This window comes from Candidatus Limnocylindrales bacterium (assembly GCA_035571835.1).
Taxonomy (GTDB): Bacteria; Desulfobacterota; Binatia; order UBA1149; family CAITLU01; genus DATNBU01.
Map to the genome: position 1 here is coordinate 1 of DATNBU010000037.1, position 16,426 is coordinate 16,426.

A 16,426-nucleotide genomic window follows, 5' to 3' on the forward strand; every position below is an offset into this window, starting at 1 on the left:
GGGGGGGGGGGGGCCTCGTCGCCGATTTCGCGCTGATCAGCGCTGCTGCGCCCACCAGAATCAGGACATTTCGCCTGCAAATCGTTGTTTCCAGGTGGGCATCGCCATACGCTCCGCACCTGCCGCGTTAATGACACCTCCGAGAGGGCTGCCTCCTATGAAAACGCTGGACCCCGACAAGCACGACGACAACGGTGCCATCGGGGAGCAGCCGGATTCCGAGCACGACCGCCTCGCGCAGCCGGTCGACAACGAAGAGCCACCCAGGCTCGCGTTTCCCGTCGTCGGCATCGGCGCGTCGGCCGGCGGTCTCGAATCGGCAATCGAGTTCTTCGAGCACATGCGCGCCGACAGCGGCATGGCCTTCGTGCTCGTGCAGCACCTCCCGCCCGACCGCGAAACGCTGATCCCCGAGATTCTGTCGCGCAAGACGACGATGCCGGTGGACGTCATTGCCGAAGCCCAGAAGGTCGAGCCGAATCACGTCTACGTGATCCGGCCCGGGCGTACGGTCACACTGCGCGAGGGAGTCTTTCATCTCGGCGAGCCGCTCGTGAAGCCGATGCACAACCGGCCGGTCGACGACTTCTTCCGATCGCTCGCCGAGGAGCAGCGCGAGCGCGGCATTGCGATCGTGCTGTCCGGCATGGGCAGCAACGGCACCGCCGGAGCGCAGGCCGTCAAGGCCGTCGGCGGCCTTTGCATCGCACAGGATCCGGACTCGGCGGCGTATCCGTCGATGCCGCGTCATCTTATCGACGCGGAATACGCCGACTACATCCTGAGGCCGGCCGACATGCCGGAGACGCTCCTTGCGTACGCGGGTCATCCTTACGCGCGGGATCGCGGTGGAGATTTCGAGCAGACGCTCGGGCGCGAGCAGCAGTACGTGCGCGAAATCCTCGCGGTGCTGCGTACGCGCACGCACCACGATTTCAGCGGCTATAAGCGGCCTACGTTATTGCGCCGCATCCAGCGGCGCATGGGCCTCGCTCGTGTGATGCAGGTCGCGGATTACGCACGCCTGCTGCGCCAGACACCGAGCGAGGTCATGGCTCTCGCGGACGACCTTCTGATCCATGTGACGGGATTCTTCCGCGATCGTGAGCTGTGGGAGGTGCTGCGAAGCCAGGTGATCGTGCCGCTCGTGGCGTCCAAGGATGCCGATTCGTCGATCCGTGCGTGGGTTGCGGCGTGCTCGAGCGGCGAAGAAGCCTATTCGCTCGCAATGCTGCTCGTCGAAGAGTCCGAGCGGGCGGGCAAGCGGCTCGACATCAAGATCTTCGCGACCGATACCGCCGAGCGCACGCTCAGCAACGCGCGCCAGGGCATCTATCCCGGTGGCATCGAATCGGAAGTCGAGCCCGAGCGCCTCGAACGTTTCTTCCAGCGCGACGACGCGGTCTACCGCATCCGGCCCGAGCTGCGCGAGCGCGTGGTCTTCGCGCCGCAGAACCTGCTGCAGGATCCGCCGTTCAGCCGTCTCGACATCATCACGTGCCGCAATCTGCTGATCTATCTCGAGCCGGGCGTGCAGCAGCGCGTGCTGTCGATGCTTCATTTCGGACTGCGCGACGGCGGCACGCTCTTCCTCGGAACCAGCGAGACCGTCGGCGCGAACGACGACATGTTCGAGACGATCGACAAGAAAGCACGCATCTATCGCCGCATCGGCCCCACGCGCCACGGCAACATCGATTTTCCGCTTCCCCGTATCCTGGCGATGCACAATCACGAAGCGGCGTTCGCCGAGAACCGCTCGCTGGCGGCGCGCCAGTCGATCGCGCAGCTCACGACCCGCGCGTTGCTCGACCACCACGTTGGGGCTGCGGTGACGATCGATCGCGACTACCGCATCCTTTACTACCACGGCAACACGTCGCCGTTCCTTCGCCAGCCGGCGGGAGAACCGACGCGTGAGCTGATGTCGGTGATCCGCGACACGCTGCGGGGAGCGGTGCGCGCCGCCGTCCAGCGCGCAATCGCGCACCCGGGCACGACGACGCTCGAGAACGCATGGGTGTACCGCGACGGCGGAGGCCGTGCGCAGATTGCCGTGTCGGTTTCGCGCGCCAGCGCAAAGTCCGAGCCCGACTGCTTCGTCGTCAGCTTTCGCGAGGTCGGCGAATGGCTGGCGAGTGGGGCCAATGCATCGCGTTCCGACCAGGAGAATGCCGACAACCTGCGGCGCGTGCGCGACGAGCTGCAAAGCACGGTCGACGAGTTGCAGACGAGCAACGAGGAGCTCAAGGCGGCACACGAGGAGGTCGTCAGCACCAACGAAGAGCTTCAGAGCACCAATGAAGAGCTCGAAACCAGTCGCGAGGAGATGCAGTCGCTCAACGAGGAGCTCTCGACGGTCAACGGCCAGCTGCAGGCCAAGATGGAGGAATACCAGGCGGTCACGAGCGACCTGGCGAGCCTGCTGACGAGCACCGACATCGCCGTGCTGTTCCTGGATACCGGGTTTCGCATCCGCCGCTTCACGCCGCAGGTCAAGCAGCTGCTCGACGTGATCGCGACGGACGTCGGGCGGCCGTTTTCCGATCTGGCGCAGAAATTCGACGACCCGCTGCTGCTCGAAGAGGCCCGGCTCGTTCTCGAGCGCCTCACTCCGTGCGAGCGCGAGATCGCCGTCGGCCCCGACCGCTGGTTTTTGCGGCGGATCACACCGTACCGCACGGCGGAGAACCGCATCGACGGCGTCGTGATCACGTTCGTCGAAACCACCGCTCGCCGGCGCGCGGAGGAGGCGCTGCGAAGGAGCGAGGAGCAGTTCCGCCGATCCATCCAGGAAGCGCCGGTTCCGGTCATCATGATGGCCGAAAATGGAGAGGTGCTGCAGCTCAGCAGCGCATGGACGGAGCTCACCGGACATACCATCGACAGCATCCCGGTCATGGAAGCTTGGCTCAGCCACGTGGACGACGATGGTGCCGCGGCCGTGCGCAGCCGGATCCGCGATCTCTTCCGGGGCGCGATCCGTACCTTCGAAGTCGACTTCGTGATCCGCACGCGCGACGGACAGGATCGCCACTGGCGCCTGCACGCTTCGTCTCCGGGTGCGCTGCCCGACGGGCGACGGATGTGCGTCGGAATGGCCGTCGACCTGACCGACCGCAAGCGCGCCGAGGCCGAGCTCGAGAGCTCGAAGCAACTCGTCGAAGCGGCGAGCGAGATGAAGGATCGCTTCCTCGCAAACATTTCTCACGAGCTGCGCACTCCGCTGTCGGTGATCCTGATGTGGTCGAAGCTGCTGACGTCGAGCGACATGACCCCGGACGAACAACACGAGGCCTACGACGCGATCGTCCGGGCTGCCGATGCGCAGCGTCGCCTGGTCGAAGACCTTCTCGACACCACGCACATCGCTTCGGGAAAGCTGCGGGTTTCGCTGAAGCCGATCGAGCTCAATCGTCTCGTACGCGCGGCAATCGACGTCGTACGGCCTCTTGCCGACAGCAAGGACGTCACGCTGTCGACCCAGCTGCAGGAGCCGCCGGATGTGGTGCTCGCGGACGCGGGGCGGCTCGAGCAGGTCGTCTGGATCCTTCTGACCAACGCCGTCAAGTTCACGCCGAGCGGCGGCGCGGTCGAGATCTCGACGTGCCAGGACGGCGACTGGGTGGACCTTCGCGTGCGCGATACCGGCGCGGGAATTCCGGCTGATTTTCTCCCCCATCTCTTTCATCCGTTCGCGCAGGCCGAAACAGGTCGAACTCGTTCCGGACTCGGCCTCAGGCTTTCGATCGCGCGCTCGCTCGTCCAGCTTCATGGCGGCGCGATCACGGCCAACAGTGACGGGCTCGGCAAGGGGGCCACGTTCACGATCCGGCTCCCCCGACATGTGCGTCCCGTCGAGCGCGATGCGCTTCACCGCGACGGGAATGCTGGCGGTCAAAGTCTCGGAGGCGTCTCGGTCCTGCTGGTGGAGGACAACGTCGATGCGATCCGCGCGATCAAGATCGCGCTCGAAAACGCGGGTGCGCGCGTCGAAGCGATGACGAATCCGCTCGAAGCTCTCGAAGCATTTCGCGAAGTTGCGCCCCACGTCGTGATCAGCGACCTCAGCATGCCGGAGCTGACCGGCCTCGAGCTGATGCAGAAGCTGCGCGCAATCGAAAAAGAGGAATCCCTCGCTCGCGCAAAGGCGATCGCGCTGACCGCGCTCGCGACCGGACACGATCGCACCGAGGCGCTCGAGAGCGGCTTCGACATCTTTCTTGCCAAACCGATCGACCCCGAGATGCTCATCGCCGAAACCCACGCGCTGATTCACGCCGGAAACAATTGACGTGGACAGCGGAACGGCCCATGACGCGTTCATGGAGCCGGTTCATGTCCTTTGTGTCGACGACAACGCCGACATGCGAAAGATCCTTTCGATGCTCATCGACAGGACGGACGGAATGACCTGCGTCGGAGCGCTCGATAGCGCCAGCAACCTTGCAACCGAAGCGGCCGATCGCGATGCCGATGTCGTGTTGCTCGATCTCGGCATGCCCGGATGCGATTCGTTCGAGGAGATGCGCGCGCTCGCAAGGACGGGCTCGGCGAAAATCATCGTTTACAGCGGGAGCAGTGATCCGGATACCGCCGAACAGTCGATCGCAGCGGGCGCCGCCGCGTGTCTCTGCAAGGGAACGCACCCGCGCGCGCTCGTCGAGAAGATCCTCGACGTTGCGGCGGGCAACTGCTGATCGCCGGCTGGACTAGCCGCAGGCCGGGCAGGCAAGGCTTACCGGCAGGGACACCGCGGCTTTCAATGCAATGAGAGCGTCGGTCGCGGTCGTGCCGCCGGTACCATTGACGTTGCAGTAGCAGACATCGCACTCGGTCGAGCCGACCGACGCACGCAGCACGAACAACGCATCGCCCGCGGTGACCTTGCCGAACGGTGCGACCGGATCCGCGCAACCGGCAATCGCGAGCGACTGAAAAACCGCATCGTCGAAGCTCGCGGTGATCGATCCGCCTGCGGGTCCGGTCTTGGTCGTGCGCAGCTCGACCAGCGCGGCAACTGCACCCTGCGGTGCAGCCGCAGTCACATGATGGGTCGTCCAGTCGGGCGCACTCGTCAGGAACGTCGACTCGAGCAGGTCGTTGAGCGACTGGCTGCAGGCTGCATCGGCTTCCCACCGCACCACGATCACGGCCCTTCCCTCTGCGCTGCCCTCGAGGTCGATCTTGATGTCTGCGCCGAATTCGTAGGTGTCGCCGGCGGTGACCGGCACGCAGGTCGTGATCGCCGTGCTCTTGGGTTCGGTCACGACGATCGCGAGCGAGCCGGACGACGGCGAGCCGTCCGAATCCTGCGGCGACCAGTCGGTGCCGACGGTGGTGTCCCATCCGTCGAGATTGGTATCGAAGTCCGCGTTCGGCAGGAGGTTCTGCGCGAACACCGGGCTCGAAAAGACGGTCAGCATGGCGGCGACGGCGCCGGCGGCCAGCGGTCTCAGCATCGACGGACCTCCATCATCCGCCGCATCCTAGACGATCGCCCGACCTGGCACGAGCAGACGCCGCACGCAGTGTCACGAAAAATCAGATCGGTCGCGACGCGTCCTTCTCGGAGATGCCGAACTTCTCGGCCGGATGATGAATGCCGGACTGCGTGAGCTCGGCGTTGTCTTCGCGAAGAATGTCCTTGAGGGCGCAACGCTCGCGTTCGATCTCGGATGCGGTGCGGAATCCCATCCGCCGCAGCACCGGCAGCGGCGGACACCAGCCCTGCAGCGTGTGCTGCATGTAGAAGCCCTGCACGATCAGCGAAAGCACGAAGCCGCGCCGCCGCCCGGAGAATCCGGCAAGCAGGCCGGCGAGCGAGAATCCCGACGAAGCCATGGCCAGTGCGCGTTCGATGTCCCACTCCTGGTCGAGCATTTTGAGGCGGTGAGGAATGGCGGTCGGATGCTCGGTGAAATAGGCGACGCTCGCGCGAAATGCCTCCTTGATTTCGAGATTGACGTCGCGCGAGGTGTTCGATGGAACGCGGCCTGCAGTGGATTCGATCATGGCTTGCTCCTTTGCCGCATGCGGCGCACGCCGGCATCGCGCCAGGCGGGCAGAGATCAATATGTGGATTCGGCGGCTTGGAGCTCCGGGTGAGAGCTCCAAGTCGCGCTTCTCTGCGACCATTAGGGAGGTCGATGCGGAGTCGAGCAAGTCGAACGCAGCGATTTACCCGAACGGGAGAAAAGCCCTGCCGCGTGCGGCGAATTGCTTCGGAGCGATCGCGTTTGCAGTATCCCGACACCGGGTGAGCGGTTCGCCCGATTCTTCGTGCGAGGCAACGAACAATGACAATCCCGGGAAGCTGTCTGTGTGGTGCGGTGCGCTTCGAAGTGACCGGCGATCCGCTGTGGGCCCACAACTGTCACTGCTCGCGCTGCCGCAAGACGCGCGGCGCGGCGTTCGCATCCAACCTTTTCATTGGCGAGGACGGATTCCGCTACATCGAGGGCGAGAGCGAGGTCCGTTCGTACAAACCGCCGGGCGCCGAGCGGTTCACGCACGCGTTCTGCACCCGGTGCGGCTCGAGCATGCCGTGGCGCAACGAGAGCCGTGCGATGGTGGTGGTGCCGATGGGGTGCCTCGACGGCGATCCCGGAATCGAGCCGCGCGCGAACATCTTCGTCGAGTCGAAGGCGACCTGGTTCGCGATCACCGATGCGCTGCCGCAGAGTCCGGCCGCGCCCGGAAGCTGAATCCCACGGTCTCTACAGGCACGCCGAGCACTGCAGCGGCGTCGCGCCGGAGACCGCAAAGCGCAGCACCTTGAGCGCGTCCGTGCTCGCGACCACGCCGTTGCCGTCGCCGTCGCAGACGCACGGCAGGCATTCGAGAGTTCCCACCGCAGTTTTCAGTACCTGCAGCGCATCGCCCGCGGTCGTCGTGCCGCTGTTGTTCGGGTCACCGCAGCGGGCTTCGACGGCTCTGGTGAACTGCAGCAGCATCGTGCCGTGCGTATCCTTGAGGCTGAACGTGTGCGGCGTGCCGAGGAAGCCGAACGTGTACGCCGGGAACGGATCGATCAGGTCGTCATTCAGGAATGCATCGTCGGTGATGGCGAGGAAGAGCTGGACGTCCTCGTCGGGCGTCCCGTCGATCGACATCGTGCCGCCTTCGTTGCCGACCACGCGCGGACCGTCGTAGGCGCGAAAGGTATCCGACGGCGAGCTGCCCGAGAGCTGGACCTCGTAGAACGCGGTGTGCGAGCCGCGGATTTCCGTCTCGAGGAAATCGGCAACGAACGCCGAGTTGTGCGTGTGCGGATACTCGCCGCGCATCGGGTCGTCGTCGGTGTCGGGCGTGCTGGTGTCGAACGTGAAATAGCCCGTGACGACGGTGTCGAGCGGTACGGTGAGACCGAACGGTTTGCCGGCCACGGTTGCCGCCCTTGCCTCGTACGCCACCGTAACGATTGCCGCGCGGGCTCCGGTCGAAAGCAGAGCCAGCATCGGCAACGTCATCGTCAGTCGGAATGCGTGCATGTTCCCCTCCTTCTGAAGCGCGCGGTTTCCCGCGCTCAGGCTGAACGCGCGGTTTCCCGCGCTCCGGCCGAACGCACGGTTTCCGGCCGCTTCGGGCCAGCCGCGCAATTCCACGTAACAGATCGGCCAGGCTCGAAAAAGATCCTCGGCGGCGAATCGGGCATCGGCCGTCAGAGACGATACGCCGCGTCGAGAAGCCGGGCTCGCTACGGGACGCAGGACGAATCGGATGCGGCGTTGTCGAAAAGATCGCAGTCGCGTGCGAGCGCGTCGGCAGCGTCGAACAGGCGGCACATGCGGCACGCGGCGCCCGACGCGACGCACGCGTCGAACCCGGTATCGGTAAACGCTGCGCACTGGCCGGGGAACGCAGCCGACAGGTCCATGCCGGCGCAGCTCTTGATCCGCGCCTGGCGCAGCCTGGTCGCATCCATGGCGATGTGGGAGCTCATCACGAGCGAGTCGGCGGCGACGTCGTCGAAGCACGCTTCGAGATTTTCGGCGGCGAAGGCCGCACCGTCCTGGATTCGTGCTTTTACGCAGCGTGCGAAGCTCGTGACGTACGAAATCATCAACCGGTCGGCGGCTTTGGCAACGGCGCGCTGGCATGCGGCGCCGACCGGATCGGCGGCCTTGGCAAGAGCGGCCGCGGACACGTCGTCTCCCAGCAGATCGAGCAGCCACGAGCGGCGCTCGGATTCTGCGGCGGCTGCTGCGACCAGCGCGCCGGCGTACCCGATCTCCGGAGGAGTCAGGCAGAAGCGCTCGTCCGCCGCGACAGTTTTTTCACGTGCACGCGCGACTTTGCCTTTCGCGTCCGCGACGAGGCAGCTGTCGGCATCGCTATCGGTTCCGGCGGACGCACCGGCCAGGCAGGTCAGGTTTTCCTTTCCCTGCGCCTTGGCGACACCAATGGTTCGGTCGTTGATCGTCGTCACGCAAAGTCCGGCTTCCGAATCGAGAGCGTTCTCGTTCATGCATGCGGAATCGCATCCGTCGCCTTCGAGCCGGCCGCCGTCGTCGCACTGCTCGGCCGGGATCTCGAGGACACCGTTTCCGCAATCGGGAATCGCGCGCATTCCGGTGACGGGTCCGGCAATCGCGCTTTCCTCTCCAAGCTCGGTCCGCGCGCTGATCCAGTAGTCGTAGCTCGTTCCCGGGGTCGCCGAAGCATCGTCGTAGGAAGTCGCGTCGGCCACGGCGAGCCCGGCCATCGGCTCGCCATGGACTGCGCGATAGATCTGGAACTGCCACGGCCACGGATGAGTGAACGTGAGCTGGACGGCGTCGCTGCGGCTGGTCGACGCGGCAACATTTGCCGGCTCGACGAGCGACCGGAAATTGGCGGTGACCGGCGATGTCGCGTCGATTGCGAGCGCGCAATCGGCGGCATCCGGATCGGCCGGCGAGATGCCCGTCGGAAGGCCGGTGTACGACACATCCGGATTGGCGAAATGTGCGATGCGCGGGCAATCGCCGGCGCAGCCTTCGGCAACGCCCATGATCGTGCGGAACTGTCCGCCCGGATCCTGAAAACCGTACGCGTACGTGAACGCCGGCGAGCTCGTCGAGTTCGCGCGATCGTGCTGGCATCCCATGTTGTGGCCGAGCTCGTGGGCAGTCGTCCAGTTGGTCGCCGAGCACGGCAGCCAGACCACGCTGAACGCGGAGCTTTCGAACGACGGCGAAAGCGTTGCCATCAGCTTCGCCATGCCGCAGTAACCGGCGCCGTCGTTGGTCAGCAGCGAGACGAAATCGGCAAGATACGCGTTTCGAAGCTCGTGCAGCTCGTCCATGTATCCGTCGGTCTTTCCCTGCAGACGCGAAAGATCCGTAGCGATCGTTCCCGACTCGACGTAATCGGTCGCTGCCGTAGCGACGAGCTCGATGCGCGTCGCCATCGCGCTGTTGGCGTATGCGTCGTTGGCGGCGTCGACGGCCAGCTGCGCGGCGGCTTCGATGTCGCCCGACGCGGAAGCCGCGGCCGGAGTGTATGCGATGAGCACGCGGATCGTGTCGACGGCGTCGAACGACGCCGTGCCCGTCGCAGCCTGTGCCGCGCGGGCAGCGCCGCTCGCAACAGCAGACGGATCGGGTTCGGCTTCCGGCGGCAGCGCGTCGCGATCGATCTGTCGGATTTCCGAGATGCCGCCTGCCAGCGGGCGGATCTCGTAGATCGCATCGCCATCCGGGACGAGGCCGGTCACGCCGTCGCCGCGGACGACGAGCAGGGCACGGTTGCCGCCTTCGACTCCCGCCGACCAGCTTCGCAGCCCGCTCGGATGATCCGTGAGCACGACGCCGCTCGCGACGGGCTGCGTGTCGGAGAACAGATTCAGCCGCACGTCCTGCCCGGCATCGAGCAGCGCATGATTCGTGCGGACGAATCGCCGGCGTACCGAAGGTGGAACGTCCGGAGGAGCTCCGGAGCCCGGCGGATCGGCTGCGGAGAACAACTCGTCCGGCGTTGCGTGTGCCGCACCACTGCCGATGCCGCCGAACGTGGCGGCGACAACAGAGATGCAGAGCAGGAAACGGATGCGATGCACGCAGGCACACCCTACCACCGACAACGACGGTCACACGAGCGACGTTCGCGCGCGGTTCGCTCGTCCCCTCATGCGACGTGACGCGTCCGGAATTTGTATGGGCGTTCAGGAAGAGCCGGTCGATCAAGCAAGAGGCCGCGGCGAGTCCGTCGGCCGTATTCGGCACGAGCGCGTGGGGCAAATTCGCAGCCGGAATCACGGCGATGCAGCGCGTCGAAAAAAAATACCCCGACCTGGTTCGAATTGGCGCGGCATCAGCCTAATATGCGGCGCGTCGGTAAGGGGAATGCGGGCGCGGGACCGCTCGCACATCGCCGGCACACAGTTCGTACATTGGAAGCTCGTCGCCGGCCTTGCGCCGGAATGGGGGAAATCATCGTGGCGTTTACGATCGCTTGCGTTCTCGCAATTCTCTCGATGCTGCACGTCTACTGGGGCGTCGAGGGCATCGAAGCTCCGTCCGCAGTCATTCCCGAAGTCGACGGCAAGCCGGCGTTCATTCCGGATGCCCGCGACTGTTACGCCGTCGCTGCGGCGCTGGCACTCGCGTCCATACTCGTCACGACGCGCGGTGGACTGCTGCGCTCGCCGTTTCCCGAAGCATGGACGCAGATCGGAACGATTTCGGTCGGAGCGGTGCTCGCCGTTCGTGCGATCGGAGACTTCCATCTGATGGGCTTCTTCAAGCGCGTGCGCGGAACGGCGTTTGCCGAATGGGACACGCATCTGTTCTCGCCGCTCAGCCTGGTGCTCGGTCTTGCGACCCTGTGGGTCGCGCTGATGGACAAAACGTTCTGAAGCAGGCCTCACGCGCCCTCGCGTGAGGAACGAATTCCGGCGAAGCGTGCGAATCGCTGCGCGCGACTGAAAAACCGCGTTACGCTGGCGGCGTGTTCCCGATCGAGCCGCCCGTCGAGCCCATGCTCGCAAAACTCGCGGAGGAAATTCCCGCAGCAGGCGGTTTCCTCTACGAACCGAAATGGGACGGCTTCCGTTCCATCGTGTTTCGCGGAGGCCCCGGCGAGGTCTTCATCCAGAGCCGCGATTCGCGTCCGCTCGATCGATACTTCCCGGAAATGCACGACGCATTCGCCGAGCTTCTTCCCGACGGCTGCGTCGTCGACGGCGAGCTCGTGATGCCGGCCGCGGCCGGGCTGGATTTCGACGCGCTGCAGATGCGGCTTCATCCGGCAGCATCGCGCGTCGCCAAGCTCGCGAAGGAGACGCCGGCGTCGTTCGTTGCGTTCGATCTTCTCGCGGCGGGCGGCCGCAGCATGCTCGAGCTTCCGCAGGCCGAGCGCCGCCGCGAGCTCGAAAAGCTGCTCGGCCGAACGAAGCCGCCGATCCACCTAACACCGATGACGCGCGATCTCGAAACGGCTACGCGATGGCTTCGCGAGTTCGAGGGAGCAGGGCTCGACGGCGTCATCGCCAAGCCGGAGACGGCGCTGTACCAGCCGGGCAAGCGCGCGATGTTCAAGGTGAAGCACGTGCGAACCGCCGATTGCGTCGTGGCTGGCTTTCGCTGGCACAAGCAGGGCGAGGGCCTGGTCGGATCGCTTCTGCTCGGGCTCTACGACGGCGCCGGCGTTCTTCACCATGTCGGCGTCTCCTCCGCATTCACGATGTCGGTGCGCCGCGAGCTTGCCGCCGAGCTCGAACCGCTTCGCCGCAACGCGATGGCCGGCCATCCGTGGAGAGACTGGGCGCAGGCTGACGAGAGCTCGCAGCGGATGCCCGGTGCGCAAAGCCGCTGGAGCGGCGGCAAGGATCTTTCGTGGGAACCGCTGCGCATCGAGCGCGTCTGCGAAGTGAAGTACGACCACCTGCAAGGCGACAGGTTCCGTCACGCAACGATCTTTCTGCGCTGGCGTCCCGACAAGAAGCCGGCCGACTGCCGATACGATCAGCTCGAGGTCACGACTCCTTACGAGCTCGCGAAGGTGTTCGGCGAGCAGAAGTCGCGCCGGGCGGCCGCCCGCTAGAGACGTCCTCGTCGGGATCGAGCGGTTCCTGCTCGGGCTGCAGCGGCGGCGGCACGTTGCGCAGGTTCACGCGCACGCGCGTCCACGTCGAGGATTTTCCACGCATCGCGTCCACCAGGATGTCGGCGGGCTCGAGATACTCCGACACGCGGCGGTGGCGTTTCTTCCAGCGTTCGAGACCCGCGAGCGCATCTTCGCGCCGCCACGCACGGCCGACTTCGATCAGCGGATTGGCCGCGGAGCGGCGCTCGGTCGCGTTCGCCGCGAGCTTGCGCTTCGACGGCTGCACGCGCGGCGGCTCGTTCTTCTGCTTCGCATAGTGCGGCGGCCACGGCGCGTCGCCGAGACCGTCTTTCGCCTGACGGTCGGCAAGCTCGAGCAGAAGCTCGAGGCTCGACGCGTGATCGTCGATGGCCGCGTGGCGGTCTCCGATCTCGCGAAAGCGCGCCGGCATCGTTGCGATCGTGAAGTCGGCGGGATCGCATTCGTCGATCTCGCTCCAGTCGAGCGGTGCCGACACGCGGGCATCGGGCTTCGGACGGATCGAGTATGCGGACGCAACGGTGCGATCCTTCGCGTTCTGGTTGTAGTCGAGGAAGACGCCGTGACGTTCTTCCTTCCACCATTTGCTCGATGCGATGGCAGGCGCGCGCCGTTCGACCTCGCGCGCCAGCGCTACCGCGGCGCGGCGCACGTCGTCGAATCCCCAGCGTCGCTGGATGCGCACGTTGATGTGGATGCCGCGCGAGCCCGATGTCTTCGGCCAGCCGACTAGCGAATATTCCGACAGCACTTCGCGAACCACAGCGGCGACGGCGCGGATCTGCGGCCATTCGACGCCGGGCACGGGATCGAGATCGACACGCAATTCGTTCGGATGATCGAGATCCTCGGCGAGCACCGGATGCGGGTGCAATTCTATGCAGGCGAGGTTGGCCATCCACGCAAGCGCTGCGGCATCGCGCGGAACGACTTCCTCCGCGACGCGGCCGGACGGAAACGAGATCGTCACCACTTCGATCCAGTCGGGCCGATGCTCGCTCGCACGCTTCTGGAAGAAGAACGACTCGCCGATTCCGTTCGGGTAACGCACGAGCACGTTCGGACGACCGCCGGCTCCGCGCAGCGCGCCGGCGGCGACCGACAGGTAGTACCGGGCGACGTCGAGCTTGGTGTAGCCGGCGTCCGGAAACAGAACCTTCTGCGGATTCGTGATCGCAACTTCGCGACCTTCGATCTCGAGGACGCGGGTTTCGCTTTTGCTTGCCGCCATCCCATTCCGACTAGCGAAGGACGGCGAGAGAAGCGACGCCGTTGCGGGAGTTTCACGCTCCGTCGAGGCGGATTATCCTTCGGGAAGCCGCGGGCGGGGGATTCAGTCGTTGTGCTCCATACGACGGCCGGGCCTACGCGTGGCGTGCCTTTTCGATCTCCGCGAGCAGAGCGGAGCGATCGAACCAGACTTCGTTGCGGCGGATCTTTCCGACGGCGTCGAGCTGAACCGAACAGACACCGATCACTTCGAGCGTGCGCGAGCCGACGGGAATCGTCGCGCACCACTTGTTGAGAAAGCCGTCCTCGAGCGGAATTCCCTCGATGTGTTTCCAGACCCAGGCCGGGTTGTACGCGAGCAGCTTGCGGAAATACGCGAGCAGCGCGGCCTTGCCGCGCACGCCCGCGGGAATCGCGGGATCCAGATACAGCGCATCGTCGGAATAGAAGCTCGCGAGCAGCTCCGGATCGTTGCCGGTCCAGGCCGGGAGCCACTTGTCGGTAAAGTGTCGTGCTTCTTCGGCGGTCAGGTACTTCATCGGAGAGTCTCCATTCTGCCGTCGCGTCGACGTCGAACGCGACGCCGTCCGCAGTTACGTGCGCGTCTGTTCGGCGCGCCGCTGAAGGGCGTCGGTCATCGAACGAAAGCCGTGCTCGAGCCGTGATCCGAGCATTGCCGCGACGACCGGGCTCAGCCAGCCCGAAAGCTCGAAGTGCGAGCGGTAATGCGTGCGCCCCGCGGCGCCCGCTGCGACCTCGTGGCAGCGGCGGCTGATGATCGCGCCGGCCCGGCCGCCGTCGAGTCCGTAGCAGAGACGAGCCTGCGGGACGTGCTCGAAGACCGCTTCGGTCTGCGACTGCGTGAACCACGGAAACAGCCGCACTTGCATGACGATCGGATCTCCGGCTTTGAGGCCGGACCGGCATGCGACGACGAACGGATTCCATTCCGGATAGGCCGCGAGATTCGTGACGACGTCCCAGACCACCGGCGGCGGCGCATCGATCTCGCGCGAAAGATCGATCACGAGTCCCATTCTCCGGCCTCTACCTTGCGACCGTGACGATGATCGACGCGGCCTGCTCGGCGGTGAGCACTTCGGTGTTGAGCACGACGTCGTAGCGGGTCGGCGATTCGTCGTCCACTTCGTAGAACGTACGCAGGTATTCGCGCCGGCCGCTGTCGCCTCTGGCGATAGCTTCCGCGGCGTCCTCCTGCGACAGGCCCCGCTCGGTCGCGATGCGACGAGCACGCACGTCGTCGGGCGCAGTGAGCAGCACACGCATCACGCCGCTCCTGCCGGCAAGGGCCAGCGACGCGGCATGCGCCGCGATCACCGCATTGCCCTGCTTGCCGACTTCGTGGATCACCGCGCGGATCAGCGTGCGAAGGTCTTCCTTGTCGGCCGGACGCGTGGTGGTGACCTCGGGAACGATCGGAACGGCGAAACCCGCGGCGAGCGCGGCAGGCCCGAGAGTCTGCTGCGCGGAGGCGAGGCTGTCGAGCAGGCGGTCGAAGAACGACTGCTTCTTTTCCGCGGCAGTAACGAGCGCCGGATCGACGCGCGCCATGCGCGAAGCTTCGAGGATGATCTCCTCGTTCACGTAGCGATAACCGAGCTGATCGGCGACGCGGTGACCGACCGGCTCGGCGCCGGCGCCGTCCGTGTACGAGATGCAGACCACGCGGAATCCCATGACCGGTGGCATAGGCCGTGCGCTTCACTCTCGCAAGGTGACTGCACCTCGCAGAGACGACGACGTCGGCGCGGTCGTTGCGTTATGGAGCCTGCTGTCCGCCGAGCAGCGGCAGGAGCTCGAGGATTGCCGACAGCGGCAGATCGTCGGTCGGGATCGGAGACTCGCAGATCGAAGGCGGCGGCGCGGGCGGCGACGGCAGCGACGGGACGCTCGCATCCGGATGCGCGAAGTCGAGGACCGTCAGCAGGTTTCCGACATCGCTCGATGCATCGCGGGCCGTGAGCGGAGCAAGGTTCCAGCGCCATTCGATCAGCTTGAGGACCGACGTGTGATCGAAAACCGTCGAATCGACGCGAGGATTTCCGGCTGCGCTGCGCGTGAACGGTGACGCGACGACGGCGGGCACGCGCATGCCGAGAAGCACCTTGCCGTCGACAACGTCTGGGTCGACGTCGTTCGGGGCGACCACGCGCGGCGGCGCGACGTGATCGAAGAATCCGCCCCATTCGTCGTACGTCACGATGAACACCGTATTGCTCCAGTCCGGACCATGAACGACCGCACTGAAGGCCTCGGCAAGAAACGCATCGCCGGTACGGATGTCGGCGTGCGGATGATCGTCGCCCGACGTGCCGCTCTCCTCATCGAGAAAACGCGGCTCGACGAACGAAACCGCGGGCAGCTTTCCGGCGGCGGCATCGACGAGGAACTGCTCGTGCGTCGCAAAGATCGGCGCGTATTTCGCACCCCACAGAAGAAGGAACGGGACGTCCGAGAAATAGTAGCGGTTGCTGATGCCGGCTTCGGCGAGCCGGTCCCAGATCGTCGGCAGCGTCGAGATGTCGAGCGTGTTCTCGATGCGGTCGGTCTGCGCGGCGTGCTGAAAGATCCGGTTCGGATAGGTCGATCCGAGGTGCGCAGCGAAGAAGTGGTCGAGCGTCGTGAACGTCTGCGCAAAGGTATTGAAGAACGGCCGGTCTGCCTCGTTGTAATAGCCGATTGCATACTCGTCGTTCGCCCCCGCGACGAGGAATCCGTCCATCTTGCCGTCGTCGTATTCTACCCGCGCGCCGTCGAACGAATGATCCGGGTCCGGATGGGTACATCCTTGCCAGTCGGGAGCCAGCGGCATCGTGCTGATCATCGATCCGTCCTCGGCAGGGTACGCAAGGTTCTGATTGCCGTCCGCATTCGGCATCCATCCGAGGAGATGATCGAAGCTGCGGTTCTCCATCATCACGACGACGATATGCTTTACGCTCGAGCGCGCCTTGCGCGGAGTCTTCGATCCGGCGTTTGCTCCGTGATGATCGTGCGCAGCGAGTGCGGTGTCGGGAAACGCGGATCCCAGAAGAAGTGCGATCAGCGAAGTGCCGGTCACGAGCAGGCTGTACGGTGTGGGTTTTTTGCAGACCATGTGCGCTCT

At 65.4% G+C, this 16,426-nt stretch carries 14 protein-coding genes; 5 read left to right on the forward strand and 9 right to left on the reverse strand.

The genetic code is table 11. The annotated features are described in order from the left end of the window. Positions 1-157: 157 nt before the first annotated feature. Together VN634_15865 and VN634_15870 are read left to right on the forward strand one after the other, a co-directional pair. On the forward strand, positions 158-4,294 hold the full coding sequence (locus VN634_15865) for a CheR family methyltransferase (GenBank protein HXC52358.1): 4,137 nt from the start codon (positions 158-160) through the stop codon (positions 4,292-4,294). 1 nt (position 4,295) lies between these two features. After that, positions 4,296-4,700 carry a response regulator transcription factor gene (locus VN634_15870; GenBank protein ID HXC52359.1) on the forward strand — a complete coding sequence of 135 codons (405 nt, stop codon included), beginning with the start codon at positions 4,296-4,298 and terminating at the stop codon, positions 4,698-4,700. 12 nt (positions 4,701-4,712) lie between these two features. On the opposite strand, the gene VN634_15875 is transcribed toward VN634_15870, so the two are convergent. Next, positions 4,713-5,462: a hypothetical protein gene (locus VN634_15875; GenBank protein HXC52360.1), complete on the reverse strand. Its 750-nt coding sequence runs from the start codon at positions 5,460-5,462 to the stop codon at positions 4,713-4,715. An 82-nt stretch (positions 5,463-5,544) separates the two neighbouring features. Beyond that, positions 5,545-6,015 carry a hypothetical protein gene (locus tag VN634_15880; protein HXC52361.1) on the reverse strand — a complete coding sequence of 157 codons (471 nt, stop codon included), beginning with the start codon at positions 6,013-6,015 and terminating at the stop codon, positions 5,545-5,547. Between the two features lie 284 nt (positions 6,016-6,299). Between VN634_15880 and VN634_15885 the strand changes: the two genes are divergently transcribed. Continuing rightward, complete coding sequence (locus tag VN634_15885) at positions 6,300-6,707, forward strand: GFA family protein (GenBank protein ID HXC52362.1); 408 nt, start codon at positions 6,300-6,302, stop codon at positions 6,705-6,707. A gap of 12 nt (positions 6,708-6,719) precedes the next feature. Here VN634_15885 and VN634_15890 read toward each other — a convergent pair whose 3' ends face one another. Together VN634_15890 and VN634_15895 are read right to left on the reverse strand one after the other, a co-directional pair. Continuing rightward, positions 6,720-7,493: a hypothetical protein gene (locus tag VN634_15890; GenBank protein ID HXC52363.1), complete on the reverse strand. Its 774-nt coding sequence runs from the start codon at positions 7,491-7,493 to the stop codon at positions 6,720-6,722. 206 nt (positions 7,494-7,699) lie between these two features. Then, positions 7,700-10,042: a M12 family metallo-peptidase gene (locus VN634_15895; protein HXC52364.1), complete on the reverse strand. Its 2,343-nt coding sequence runs from the start codon at positions 10,040-10,042 to the stop codon at positions 7,700-7,702. A gap of 378 nt (positions 10,043-10,420) precedes the next feature. Between VN634_15895 and VN634_15900 the strand changes: the two genes are divergently transcribed. After that, complete coding sequence (locus VN634_15900) at positions 10,421-10,840, forward strand: DUF3995 domain-containing protein (protein HXC52365.1); 420 nt, start codon at positions 10,421-10,423, stop codon at positions 10,838-10,840. A 92-nt stretch (positions 10,841-10,932) separates the two neighbouring features. Beyond that, on the forward strand, positions 10,933-12,027 hold the full coding sequence (locus VN634_15905) for an ATP-dependent DNA ligase (protein ID HXC52366.1): 1,095 nt from the start codon (positions 10,933-10,935) through the stop codon (positions 12,025-12,027). Here VN634_15905 and VN634_15910 read toward each other — a convergent pair. The 5 genes from VN634_15910 to VN634_15930 form a co-directional block, all read right to left on the reverse strand. After that, entirely contained in the window at positions 11,960-13,300 is a 1,341-nt protein-coding gene (locus tag VN634_15910) for a DNA primase small subunit domain-containing protein (protein ID HXC52367.1), read from the reverse strand. The two genes, VN634_15905 and VN634_15910, sit on opposite strands and share 68 nt — an antisense overlap. Positions 13,301-13,433: 133 nt before the next feature. Then, complete coding sequence (locus VN634_15915; protein ID HXC52368.1) at positions 13,434-13,838, reverse strand: nuclear transport factor 2 family protein; 405 nt, start codon at positions 13,836-13,838, stop codon at positions 13,434-13,436. A gap of 54 nt (positions 13,839-13,892) precedes the next feature. Beyond that, positions 13,893-14,327 (reverse strand): SRPBCC domain-containing protein, encoded by a 435-nt coding sequence (locus tag VN634_15920; GenBank protein ID HXC52369.1) that lies wholly within the window; start codon positions 14,325-14,327, stop codon positions 13,893-13,895. 19 nt (positions 14,328-14,346) lie between these two features. Next, a complete protein-coding gene (locus VN634_15925; GenBank protein ID HXC52370.1) occupies positions 14,347-15,009 on the reverse strand; it encodes a cytidylate kinase-like family protein in 663 nt (220 codons plus the stop codon). Positions 15,010-15,079: 70 nt separating this feature from the next. Beyond that, on the reverse strand, positions 15,080-16,417 hold the full coding sequence (locus VN634_15930; GenBank protein HXC52371.1) for an alkaline phosphatase family protein: 1,338 nt from the start codon (positions 16,415-16,417) through the stop codon (positions 15,080-15,082). Positions 16,418-16,426 lie beyond the last annotated feature (9 nt).